This window comes from Saccharothrix sp. (assembly GCF_031180885.1).
GTDB lineage: Bacteria > Actinomycetota > Actinomycetes > Mycobacteriales > Pseudonocardiaceae > Actinosynnema.
Genome location: NZ_JAPSLK010000022.1, coordinates 1 through 12,487, shown reverse-complemented (window position 1 = coordinate 12,487; position 12,487 = coordinate 1). Strand labels below are relative to the sequence as shown.

Annotated in this window: 9 protein-coding genes; 5 read left to right on the top strand and 4 right to left on the bottom strand. The window is 69.5% G+C overall.

The features are described 5' to 3' along the window. Positions 1–74: 74 nt before the first annotated feature. Complete coding sequence (locus RIN75_RS23765; RefSeq protein ID WP_309114212.1) at positions 75–1,133, bottom strand: LacI family DNA-binding transcriptional regulator; 1,059 nt, start codon at positions 1,131–1,133, stop codon at positions 75–77. Between the two features lie 45 nt (positions 1,134–1,178). Here RIN75_RS23765 and RIN75_RS23760 point away from each other — a divergent pair, with 45 nt between their 5' ends. From RIN75_RS23760 to RIN75_RS23745, 4 genes are read left to right on the top strand one after another with little or no spacing between them, the layout of a single operon-like run. Beyond that, positions 1,179–2,495, top strand: coding sequence for an extracellular solute-binding protein (locus RIN75_RS23760; RefSeq protein WP_309114211.1), 1,317 nt, complete (start codon positions 1,179–1,181; stop codon positions 2,493–2,495). 4 nt (positions 2,496–2,499) lie between these two features. Further along, entirely contained in the window at positions 2,500–3,330 is an 831-nt protein-coding gene (locus RIN75_RS23755) for a sugar ABC transporter permease (RefSeq protein WP_309114210.1), read from the top strand. Beyond that, entirely contained in the window at positions 3,327–4,124 is a 798-nt protein-coding gene (locus RIN75_RS23750; RefSeq protein ID WP_309114209.1) for a carbohydrate ABC transporter permease, read from the top strand. The genes RIN75_RS23755 and RIN75_RS23750 overlap by 4 nt, the downstream gene beginning before the upstream one ends. Before the next feature lie 24 nt (positions 4,125–4,148). After that, positions 4,149–6,212, top strand: a complete 2,064-nt coding sequence (locus RIN75_RS23745) for an RICIN domain-containing protein (RefSeq protein ID WP_309114208.1) — start codon at positions 4,149–4,151, stop codon at positions 6,210–6,212. A gap of 125 nt (positions 6,213–6,337) precedes the next feature. On the opposite strand, the gene RIN75_RS23740 is transcribed toward RIN75_RS23745, so the two are convergent. From RIN75_RS23740 to RIN75_RS23730, 3 genes are all read right to left on the bottom strand, one after another. Further along, positions 6,338–6,835, bottom strand: a complete 498-nt coding sequence (locus RIN75_RS23740) for an SCP2 sterol-binding domain-containing protein (RefSeq protein ID WP_309114207.1) — start codon at positions 6,833–6,835, stop codon at positions 6,338–6,340. 245 nt (positions 6,836–7,080) lie between these two features. Beyond that, the gene (locus RIN75_RS23735) at positions 7,081–8,391 is read right to left on the bottom strand and encodes a glycoside hydrolase family 6 protein (protein ID WP_309114206.1); all 1,311 of its coding nucleotides are present in this window, start codon (positions 8,389–8,391) and stop codon (positions 7,081–7,083) included. Beyond that, positions 8,391–10,187, bottom strand: coding sequence for a glycoside hydrolase family 6 protein (locus tag RIN75_RS23730; RefSeq protein WP_309114205.1), 1,797 nt, complete (start codon positions 10,185–10,187; stop codon positions 8,391–8,393). Before RIN75_RS23730 ends, RIN75_RS23735 begins: the two co-directional genes overlap by 1 nt. 334 nt (positions 10,188–10,521) lie before the next feature. On the opposite strand from RIN75_RS23730, the gene RIN75_RS23725 reads away from it, so the two are divergent. Next, positions 10,522–11,907 (top strand): glycoside hydrolase family 43 protein, encoded by a 1,386-nt coding sequence (locus RIN75_RS23725; RefSeq protein WP_309114204.1) that lies wholly within the window; start codon positions 10,522–10,524, stop codon positions 11,905–11,907. The last annotated feature ends 580 nt before the right edge of the window (positions 11,908–12,487 follow it).

The following is a 12,487-nucleotide window of genomic DNA, read 5'->3' as shown; positions in this document are numbered from 1 at the left end:
CGCGCGGATCTTTCGCAAGTCCTTGTGAGCGTGAACAACGGCTGGCACACTCCGTCCGCACTGCTGGGGAGGTGTCACGTGGTGCTGGGCGGCGCGACGGAGCCGCCCTCGCGCACGGGCATCGGCACCCGGTGGACCACGGGGGTCCGCTGGCCGCGCCGGCGCCGTTCGAACAGCCCCAGCAGGACCTCGACCGCCCGCACGCCCAGCTCGTGGTGCGGCAGGGCGACCGTGGTCAACCGCGGACGCAGCCAGGAGGCGATGGGATGGTCGTCGAACCCGACCACGGAGACGTCGTCCGGCACGGCCAGGCCGGCCTCGCCGAGGGCCTGGTAGGCGCCGAACGCGAGGCGGTCGTTGAAGCACACCAGCGCCCGCGGCCGGTGCTCCCGCAGCACCTCGTGGGTCGCGGCGTAACCGTCCTCGGGCATCCACTTCGGACACCGGTGCGCGCTGACCACGTCGACCCCGGCCGCCTCGAACACCTCCCACAACCCCACCAGCCGCTCCACGGCGGCCGTGCTGTTGGGCGGGATGTCGTCCAGCCCCGGCCCCGCGCCGATCAGGTGGACGCCGGCCCGGTGCCCCGCCTCGACCACGACCCGCGCGGCCGACCGTCCCGCCTCGACCTCGTCCGGCAGCACCGAGTGCAGGCTCGACCGGGACGCGGCCGTGGCGTTGAGCAGCACCGCCGGACCGTCGTGAAGCCCATCCGGCACCGCGACGGTCCGCGTGTACATGGCGGCGAACACGATGCCGTCCACCCGGCGGTCGTGCATGGCCTCCACCAACGCCCGTTCGACCGCCGGATCCCCACCGGACTCCCCGACGAACAACATGAACCCGCGCCGGTGCGCCGCATCCACCGCGCCCCGGATCATGTCGCCGGCGAGCCCCGACGAGGCAACGGTGTCGGACACGAACCCGATGGTCTGCGAACGCCCGGTGCGCAGCCCGACCGACAGGGTGTTGCGCCGGTAGCCCAACTCGTGCGCGGTCGCTCGCACCCGCTTCTCGACGGCTTCGGAGATGCGCAACTCCCGCGCCCGTCCGGACAGGACCAACGACGCGGTCGTGGCGGACACCCCGCTCGCCACGGCCACGTCGGCCAGCGTCACCCGCCTGCGTCCCACGACTCGGCACGCTAACACGATTTAGCAGGGCAAGAGGAGACTCGGATGTCCCATCGCGCCGGAGCGGTCCTGGCCGCACTGACCGCCATCGTGGTCGGCTGCTGTGCACCCGGCAGCGCACCGCAGTCCACAGTGGACACATCGACGACCCCGGGCTGCGGCACCGCGGACATCACCCTGAAGGCCCGCTTCGAAACCGGTTTCCCACTGGCAAAGGCACTGGCCGACGAGTTCACCCGCCAGCACCCCAACGTCACGTGGGACATCCGCGAGGAACAGTTCGACGTCCTGACCCGCAACGCCCTCCGCGTCCTGGCCGACGACCCACCGGACCTGATGCGGCTGCCCCAGGTGTCCGAGGCCGTCCGCGCCGGCCTCTTACGCGACCTCGACGGCTACGCCCGCACCCTGGGCTGGGACCGCAGGCCGTCAGCCCAGACCCGCCCACTGCGCGTCTCCCCCAACGGCCGGCCCCGCGGCGAGGGACCGCTGTACGCGACCGGCCTGTCCACCAGCGTCACAGGAATCTTCTACGACAAGGAAATCGCCGCCCGCATCGGCATCCAAGAACCCCGAACCCTGGCCGAATTGGACAACGCCCTCGCCCGCGCCAAGTCCGCCGGCATCACCCCCATAGCCGGCTTCAACGGCGGCGCAACCGGCGGGCTGACGTTCCCCCTGCAAAGCCTCATGGGCGTCTACAGCACCCCGAAGTCCTTGGACGACTGGATCTTCCAGCGCCCCGGCGCGACCATCGACACCCCGTCCAACATCGAGGCCGCACGACACCTGGCGCGCTGGCTGAAGGCGGGCTACTTCGACCCCGACCTCAACGCCACCGACTACGCCCGCATGATGGACAGGTTCACCTCCGGCAAGGCCCTGTTCATGGTCAACGGCGACTGGGAATCCGCCACTCTGGACCGCCGCATGCCCAACCGCGCCGGCTTCTTCCTCATGCCCCCACGACAAGCGGGCCACCCCCGCGCCGCGATGGCCGGTCCCCCCACCTTCGGCATCCCGTCCCGCGCCGCCCGCCCCGACTGCGCCGCAGCGTTCCTCGACTGGGCCACCACCAACCCCACGGCCCGCGACCTGGTCGTACGCGTAGGCGGCGCCCGCCCCCTCGGCCCGACAACGCCCTGGCCACTGGACCCGGCTTCGGTCACCGCCGCCACGTTCGCCGCGACCGACGAGGTCCTGACCCACGACACCGCCATGGACTTCATCGCCAACGCGACCGGCGCCATCTACGCGAAGAGCTGGACCCCGCAGCTCCAGCGCTTGGCGGAGGGCGACCAGACCCCCGAGGGCCTGCTGCGCGCGGTGCAGGCGGACTACGTCGCCCAAACCGGGGGCTGACGAGGTGCGAACCCGCTTGGCCGGCTGGCTGTTCGTCCTCCCCGCACTAGCCGTGTACGGGGTCTTCGTCCTGCGCCCACTGGCCCTGGTCGCCCAGTACTCCCTGTACCGCTGGGACGGCGTAGGCCAAGCGGTATGGGTCGGCTGGGACAACTACACCGCCGTTCTCACCGACCCAGATCTACACCGCCCACTCCTCAACGCCCTCCTACTGGTCGTGTTGTTCACGGCCGGTCCGATCGTCCTGGGCCTGACCCTCGCCGCCGCACTCCAGCGGGGGCCGACACTGATCCTGGTCCTGCCCCAGGCCGTGCCGCCGGTCGCGGCGGGCCTGGCGTGGAGCGTGCTGCTGTCCTCGACCGGCGCGGTGAACCGAACGCTGGAGGCAATCGGCCTCGACAACGTGACACGGGCATGGCTGGGCGACTCCTCAACAGCCCTGGCGGCCGTGGGTGTGATCGGAGCGTGGGCGCTGCTCGGCCTGTGCACTCTCCTGCTCTCGGCGGGCGTCCGCCGCCTGGACCCGTCCCTCTACGAAGCCGCCCGCCTGGACGGCGCCGGCCGATGGCAGGAGTTCCGCACGGTGACGCTGCCGGGTGTCCGGCGCGAGATCGGCGTGTGCGTGGTGATCACCTCGCTGGCAGCGCTGTCGAGCTTCGACGTCGTCTACGTGACCACGAAGGGCGGCCCCGGCGGCGCAACAGCGGTTCCCGCACTGGAGATCTTCCACCTGGCCTTCACCGACCGCCAGATAGGCCTCGCCTCCGCCCTGGCCGTGCTCCTGGTGGCCGTAGTGCTGGCCTTCACCGCCCCCGTACTCCGGTGGTCGCGGTGAAACTCACGACACAGATCGCGCTCGCCGCGGTCACCCTCCTCCCCCTGGCGGAACTGCTGGTCACCGCCCTGCACCCACCGGGCACCCATCCCCCGGGCCTGACCTGGCCATCGGACCCGCACTGGTCGAACTTCACCGATGCATTCCGCTCGGCCCACATAGACCGCGCCCTGCTCTCCGGCGCACTCCTCGTGCTCACCGTCGTACCAGCGGCCCTGGCGCTCTCGACAGCCGCCGGATACGCACTGGCCCGACTCCCCTTCCCCGGCCGACGCATCGCCGAGGGACTGTTCCTGGTCGGCCTCGTGCTGCCCCGCGAAGCCATCACCCTCCCCCTCTACCAACAAGTCCGCGACCTCGGCCTGCTCAACACCACCACAGGCCTGGCCCTCGCGCTGATCGCCGCCCACCTCCCCTTCGGCGTCCTGTGGATGCGCACACACTTCGCCTCCACACCGCCCGAACTGACCGACTCCGCCCGCGTGGACGGCGCCGGCCCCTGGTCGGCACTCCGACGCGTGCACCTGCCCCTCGCCGACGACGCGCTGCGGTCCCTCGCCCTCCTCCTCTCCGTGTGGACGTGGAACCACCTCCTCTTCGCCCTGGTCCTGGTCGACGACCCGCTGCGCCGCACAGCCGCCGGCGCGCTGGACGCGTTCCAGGGCCGTTGGGGCACCGACGTGCCGCTGCTGTGCGCGGGCGCGCTGCTGATCACGGCCCCGGTGGTCGTGGCGCTCGCCCTGGCGCACCGCCGTTTCGCCGACGCCCTGGTCCGGGGCGTCGCGGTCCGATGATCACCGACGATCGAAGGAGCGCTCATGGCCGAGCCAGGCCACTCCCCCACCAGACGCCGACGGGTCGCCGCACTCGCCGTCGTCACCCTGCTCGGCGGCCTGCTGGTCGCCCTCGGCACAACCCCCAGCTCCGCCGCCACCGTGGACACCACCGCGTGGTACGTCCTGGTCAACCGCAACAGCGGGAAGGCCCTGGACGTGTACAACTTCGCCACCAACGACGGCGGGCGCATCACCCAGTGGACGCGCGGTGACGGCGCCAACCAGCAGTGGCAGTTCGTCGACTCCGGCGGCGGCTACTACCGGCTGAAGTCCAAGCACTCCGGCAAGGTCCTCGACGTCACGGGCGCCTCCACCGCCGACGGCGCCGCCATCGTCCAGTGGTCCGACCACAACGGCACCAACCAGCAGTTCCGCCTGGCCGACTCCCCCGACGGCTACGTCCGCCTGATCAACCGCAACAGCAACAAGGCCGTCGAAGTGCAGAACGCCTCGACATCCGATGGAGCGAACATCGTCCAGTACAGCGACTGGGGCGGCAACAACCAGCAGTGGCAACTGGTCAAGGTCGGCGGCACGACACCCGGCACCCAGTTCACCAACCCGGTCGTGTGGCAGGACTTCGCCGACGTGGACATCATCCGGGTCGGCGACACCTACTACGCCACCGCCTCGACCATGCACTACTCGCCGGGCGCCCCGATCATCCGCTCCTACGACCTGGTCAACTGGGAGTACGCGGGTCACGCCGTCCCGTCCCTCGAATTCGGGTCCAAGTACAACCTCACCGGCGGCCATGCCTACGTCGACGGCATCTGGGCCTCCACGATGAACTACCGGCGCAGCAACAGCACCTACTACTGGGCCGGGTGCATCGACTTCAACGACACCCACATCTACACCGCCTCCGCCGTGGACGGCACGTGGACCAAGCACGCCCAGATCGACAACTGCTACTACGACGCGGGCATGTTGTTCGACGACAACGACACCATGTACATCGCGTACGGCAACACGACGATCAGCGTCGCCCAACTCTCCCCCGACGGCCGCACGCAGGTCCGCGCGCAACAAGTCTTCCAAACGCCATCCAACGTCGGCACGCTCGAAGGCGCCCGCTTCTACAAGCGCGGCAACAGCTACTACATCTGGCTGACCCGCCCCGCGAACGGCCAGTACGTCCTCAAGTCCGACAACGGCCCCTTCGGCCCGTACACCATGCGCCAGGTCCTGCTCGACCTCCCCGGCCCCATCCCCGGCGGCGGCGTGCCGCACCAGGGCGGCCTGGTCCAGACCCAGAACGGCGACTGGTACTACATGGCCTTCGTCGACGCCTACCCCGGCGGCCGGATGCCCGCTCTCGCCCCGATCACCTGGACGTCGGACGGCTGGCCGGTCCTCCAAACCGTCAACGGCACCTGGGGCACCAACTACCCCAAGCCGAACCTCCCCGCGCCGCCCCGCCAGGTGAAGCCGATGGTCGGCTCCGACACCTTCACGGCCACCACCCTCGGCCCCCAGTGGGAGTGGAACCACAACCCCGACCCCACCAAGTACAGCGTGGGCAACGGCCTGCGCCTCTCCACGGCCACCGTCACCAACGACCTCTACGCAGCCCGCAACACCCTGACCCACCGCATCCAAGGCCCGACATCCACCGCCACCATCGAGCTGGACTACAGCACCATGCGCGACGGTGACCGCTCGGGCCTGGCCATGCTGCGCCAGTCATCCGCCTGGATCGGCATCAAACGCGACAACGGCAACACCCGCGTCGTGATGACCAACGGCCTGGCCATGGACAGCAACTGGAACACCACCAACACCGGCACCGAGGTGGCCGGCGCGAACGTCAGCGGCGGCCGGATCTGGTTGCGCGCCAACGCCGACATCAGACCAGGCAGCGGACGCCAGGCAAGGTTCTCCTACAGCACGGACGGAGTGAACTTCACCCCGCTCGGCAACGCCCTGACCCTCAACAACGCCTGGCAATTCTTCATGGGCTACCGCTTCGCCATGTTCAACCACGCCACCCAGGCCCTGGGCGGCTCGGTGACCATCCGAAAGTTCGACCTGACCACACCGTAAGAACCACCGAGGCGCACCGCCGCGCACTCCCCGGCGGTGCGCCTCACCCGAGCCGCCACACGGGCAGTCGGTCTGGTGGTCGTCGTGCTGGATCTTGGGCTTCGCGGCGGTGCCGGAGGGCGGTTTCAAGCCGCCGAAACGTCCAACGCCGAGACCGCGGCCAGCAGCGCCCGTCCGGCCTCGACGTCGCCGTCCAGTCGGACCCGAACGCCCTCGACCACGGAGTCCACATCGGTCTCGCCCGCCATTAGCGCGCCCATTGTCTCGGTGTCGATGTCGATGACGGTGTCCACCGGACCGGTCACCTGGTCGCGAGACACCCGGACCGCGTCCCGCGTGGAAACCGTGAACGCGTCTTTGCCGAGGCGGACCTCGAAGACGCGGGCGGACGCGAACATGGCCGGGTCGAGCCCGCGGAGCAGCGACAGCATCAGCGAGTCCGCGCGCAGTTCGCCCTCGGGCTTGAGCACCGGTGACCGCGCGCCCCAGATGCCGAGTGCGAGAACGATGGGCCTTAACTCGGCGCCCCACTCGGTCAGCTCGTAGACGCGGGAGGCCGCCGGCGGCGGTCGTTGGCGTTCCGCCCGACGCGAGACAACCCGCGACAAACGCGAGCCAACCACCAACGCACCAACCGCCAAGCTCCGAGCACCAAGCACCAAGCACCAACCGCAAACTGCAACCGCCAACCGCCAACCGCCAACCGCCAACCGCCAACGCACCAACGCGCCAACCGCCAACGCGCCAACCGTCGAAGCGCGACCGGCAAAGGCGCGAACCGCCTCCACACAACCGCCACAAACGGCGGTTCCCCGCCCGGCGGAGGCGTTGCCGGGCGGGGAACTGCTTCAGGGTTGGGGATCGCCGGTCAGGAGCAAGCCGTGCCGTTCAGCGCCGCTGCTGAGAAGGGGGGCGTGCTCCCGTTGTAGTTCGCGTTGTACCCGATGGTCACCTGACCGCCGGTCGCGAGCGATCCGTTCCAGGACGCGTTGGTCACCCGCACGACATCACCGGTGTCCGTCCACGTCCCGTTCCAACCCTGCGTGACGGACACACCCGGTGCCGAGAACGTGAGGACCCATCCGTCGATCGACGGTCCCCGGTTCCCCACCACGATCTCGCCGGTGTACCCGCCCGACCACTGGCTGACCACACGGTGGGACACCGTGCAACCACTGCCGGGACTGTTGCTGCTACTGCTGGTCGTCGTCGGTGGCTTGCCGGCGATGGCCAGGTCGTACGCCCGCTGCGGCACGAACTGGCCCGCCGGGGCGATGCACCCGTCCGCCTCCCCGGGCAGCTTCACCCACAGGAAGGCCGCGATCGCCCCGTCACCGGTGTTCGTGGTGCTCGGGGTGCCGATCGCGCGACCGGCCGGGTCGCACCACTCCGTCCCGAGTGGACCGTTGCCGTTGCGGCTGGTGTCCACGACCGCCTTGAGCCTGCCGTCGCCCACCGCGCCGAGGATGGCCTTGGCATAGGCCACCTCGTCGGAGGTGGTGCGGTAGTTCGAGACGTTGGTCGAGATGCCGTCGGCGATGTTCGACACGTCCGCGGCCCGCAGCCTGGCCGCCGCCTCCGACACGCTCAGCCACGCCGAGTTGCCGATGTCCAGGTACACCTTCGCCTGCGCCGAACCGGACTTGAGCTTCCGGCCCGCGTAGGCCAGCGACGCCCTGGTCTCGGCCTGCTGCTGCTGGCTCTGGCAGTTGGACATGATCGGCAGGACGTCGGGCTCCAGCACGATCGTCGCGGGACGACCGGCCAGGCCCGCCGCCACCTCGTCCACCCAGGCCCGGTAGGCCGAGTGGGACGGCGCGCCGCCGCCGCTCGCGCCGCCGCAGTCGCGGTTGGGGACGTTGTAGACCACCAGGATCGGGATCTTCCCCGCCGCGGCCGCCGCGCCGACGAACGAACTGACCTCGCCGCGCACGGTGGACGTGTTCGTCGTGGTGTACCACCGCGCCTGCGGGACCGACGCGATCCGGTCGCGGATGACCGGGGCGCGCCAGTCGCCGGGGTTGGCGGCGACCCACCTCGCGCTCGAACTCGACGGGTCCACGTAGAACACCGAGTCCGCGGCCCGGGCGGTGGTCGTGCCGGTCACCGACAGGGCCACCACGCCCGCCACCAGCGCACCCGCCAGGGCCGCGCCCACCGCCTGCCTCTTCGCAGCCATCAGAATGCCGGGTAGGCGTTCTGGACGAGGGTGGTGAACCCGGCGGGGAACCAGTGGCCGGCGTGCGGGGCGCCCGGCATGGCGCCGGTCAGGTTGCCGCCGTTGGCCTGGTTGTCACCGCGGTAGTTCGGGTCGCACATCGGGTCGTGCTGCTTGCCCTCCTCGTTCGGGCCGTCGGTCTTGGTGGCGATGCCGTCCGACTCGCCCGGCGGCTTGACCCAGATGTAGGCGTCGAAGCCCGGACGCGGCGCGGCCGTGGGTCGGGCGCCGATGCCCGCGCCGCTCTGGTTGCACCAGTTGCCGCGGTGCAGCTTGCGGTCGATGCGGCCGGAGTTGACGTACGCGTCGGCCGTCGTGCCGCTGGCGCCGGTCGGCCGGTTCGGGCCGCCCCACCCGTTGCGCGAGGTGTCGATCATCATGCCGATGCCGCTGGGGAAGCCGGCGGCGATGAACCGGTTGCGCATCTCCGTGCCGTAGTCGGCCTCGTCGAAGAACGGGTTCCACTGGTAGAAGGTCGCCGCCTGGAGCTGCGTGCCGTTGATGTTCAGCGTCGGGTCGGGCAGGTGGATCTCGTCGGTCGGCGAGGTGTTGGCCATGTTCGACACGAAGCCGTCGACGCTGTTGACGCCCTTGGTGGTGCCCTTGATCGTGTTGGCGATCAGCGTCACCGCGGGACCCATGTTCGAGCTCCAGCCCAGCCAGCCCGCGTGCGCGATGTCCACGTAGTTGTAGACGTTCGGGATCGCGCTGAGCTTGTTCAGGGCGTACTGGATGCCCTGCACGTAGGCGCCGCTGGAGTTGGCCTCGGCACACTTGGGCTTGGACAGGTTGGTGACCAGGTTGGGCAGCGAGTCGGGCTCGACGATGTTGACGATCCTCAGGCTGCGGTACTTCGGGTCGGCCAGGATCGCCGCGATCGGGTCGATGTACTCGGCCTTGTAGCGGGCCAGGCCGTTCTCGCTGACCTTCAGCTCGCCGTTGGACGCCAGCGCCGCGCAGTCGCGGTTGGGCAGGTCGTAGATGACGACCTGGATCACCACGGGGGTGCTGCCGCCCGCCGCCTGCCGCAGCGCCTCGTCGAGGTGGCCCCGCAGGCCGCGGCCCGCGGTGATGGCGCCGATGCGGTCCATCCACACGGCGGTGGAGTGCTCGGCGACCTTGCGCATCGCGGTGCCCAGCGCGCCGCCCGTCGCGTCGGCCGTGGTGTTGACGTTGGCGACGAAGTCCGGGTTGATGTAGCCCTTGGCCCCCACGTACGGGTTGGCCACGTGCTCGCCGGGCTGGCCCGGGTCGGTCGTCGTGGTCGTCGTCGTGGTGGTGGTCGTCGTGGTGGTCGTGGTGCTCGTGCTCGTGCTGGTGCTCGTGCTCGTCGTCGTGGTGGGGCCGCCGCCGCACGTGACGCCGTTGAGCTTGAACGACGTGGGAGCGGGGTTCGAGCCCGAGTACGAGCCGTTGAACCCGATGTTCGCGCTGCCGCCGGCGGGCAGCGAACGCGCCCAGTCGGGGTTCTTCGCCGTCACGTGCTGCCCGGACTGGGTGTAGGTCGCGCTCCAGCCGTTGGTGACCCGCTGGTTGCCCGGGAAGTCCCACTCCAGGGTCCACCCGTCGGTGATCGCGTCACCGACGTTCTTGACCGTGATGTTGGCCGTGAAGCCGGAGTCCCACTGGTTCACCTGGTAGTCGACCGCACACCCGGGAGCCGCGCCTGCCGACGTGCCTCCCAGGACCAGCAGCCCCGAACACAGGGTCAGGGCGGCGACAGCGGCGCCGCCTCGGGCCAGGATCGTTGGTTTCATTCAGAGTCCTCGTAGCGTCGTTGCCGTGGTGAAGGACGTGTGCAGCAGGTTGGGAGCGCTCCCAGAGAGGCCAATGTAGCGACGCCGCGACAGGGGAGTCAATTACTGGCGGTTGCTAAAGATGTTAGCGCTAACTTTAGCAAGTTCATGTACGAAAACTCGTTCACACATGTTTCGTAGCGCTGAGCAGGCACTTCAGGGCGCTCTTCGCCCTTGTCTACGCCAACCGGGCTAAATATCCGCAGTGACCTTGAAATCTGTCTTGTGAGCGTGCACATGCGCTGCCAAACTCGTTTGGTCGTGTGCCGCGGGCGTTCTCCGGAAAGCGTGGAAGATGAAACTGACGAGGCTGCGGGCGATGACGGCCGCACTCCTGGGACTGGTCCTGACCGCGACGACCCTGAACGCGGTCCTCTCGCCACCGCCCGCCCGGGCGGACAACCCGATCGTGCAGCACATCCACACCGCCGACCCAGCGCCGTTGGTCCACAACGGACGCGTGTACCTCTACACCGGACACGACGAGGACGGCTCCACCTGGTTCACCATGAAGGACTGGCGCGTCTGGTCCTCGGCGGACATGGTCAACTGGACCGATCACGGCTCACCGATGAGCCTCGCCACCTTCAGCTGGGCCGCTCGTGACGCGTGGGCGGGCCACGCCGTCGAGCGCAACGGGAAGTTCTACTGGTACGTCCCCGTGGTCAACCGCGCCACCGGGCGCATGGCCATCGGCGTCGGTGTGGCGGACAGCCCCACCGGCCCGTTCCGCGACGCCATCGGCAGGCCGCTGGTGGAGAACGGCGAGATCGACCCGGCCGTCATGATCGACGACAACGGTCAGGCGTACCTGTACTGGGGCAACCCGAACCTGTGGTACGCCCGCCTCAACCCGGACATGATCTCCCTGAACGGCGGCCCCACCCAGATCCCGCTCACCACGGCCGGGTTCGGCACCCGGACCGGTGACGCCACCCGGCCCACCCTGTACGAGGAAGGCCCCTGGGTCTACAAGCGCAACGGCTTGTACTACAACGTGTTCGCCGCCAAGTGCTGCTCGGAGTTCATCGCCTACTCGACCTCGCCCGGCCCCACCGGCCCGTGGACCTACCGCGGCACGATCATGCCCGCCCAGGGCAGCAGCTTCACCAACCACGCCGGGATCATCGACTTCAAGGGCAGCTCGTACTTCTTCTACCACAACGGCGCACTGCCCGGCGGCGGCGGCTTCACCCGCTCGGTGGCCGTGGAGAAGTTCACCTACAACGCGGACGGCTCCATCCCGACCATCAACATGACCTCGTCGGGCCCGCCGCCCGCCGACACGCTCAACCCGTACGTCCGCCAGGAAGCCGAGACCATCGCCTGGGGCAGCGGCATCGAGACGGAACCGTCCAGCGAGGGCGGCATGAACATCGGCTGGCTGGAGAACGGCGACTGGGTCAAGGTCAAGAACGTCGCCTTCGGCACCGGCGCCACCCGCTTCACCGCCCGGGTGGCGTCCCCGGTGGCGGGCAGCGCGATCGAGGTCCGCACCGGCTCCGCGACCGGAACGGTGGTCGGCCGCTGCGCGGTGCCGAACACGGGCGGCTGGCAGAACTGGACCACGGTGACGTGCGGGGTGTCGGGCCTGACGGGCACCCGCGACCTGTTCCTCCGCTTCACCGGGGGCAGCGGCTACCAGCTCAACGTGAACTGGTGGCAGTTCGCCCAGAGCTAGTCACCCGGCCAGCCACCCCGAGCCCGGTCCCTGCCGGAGATGCGCCGGCAGGGACCGCCCGTGTCCGGGCGATGGGTGAAACGGAAGGACGTCAGGCCGGAAGTCGCCACCCACGGCCTGCTTTCGCCGCGTAGCGGCTGCTTTACGCTTTTCGCCGCGCAGCGGCTGCTTTACGCTTTTCGCTTTTCGCCGCGCAGCGGCTGCTTTACGCTTTTCGCCGCGCTCCGCGCGGCGGGCTGCTCCCAGCCACGGCGGGGCTTCGGTTCCCCCACCGTATGGCCTGCCCGAAGGGCTACCACAGATTCCCCGGGTGCGGCCAAAAAGTTTTGCGAGGAACGAGCAAAAGTTTTTAGCCGCACCCGGGGAATCTGTGGTTGGCTTTGCCAGGCCATGCGGTGGGGGAACCGACGCCCTTCCCTCCCCCATTGGCGGCCTCCAGGCCGCTTTTGATCTTGAGAGCGCGTCAGCGCGTTCAGCTTGAGAGCGCGTCAGCGCGGTTCAAGAGCGCGAAGCGCGTTCCTCCTCCAGCAGCGCGGAGCGCGTTGCGTCTACACGCGCGAAGCGTGGATTTGAGCGGGGA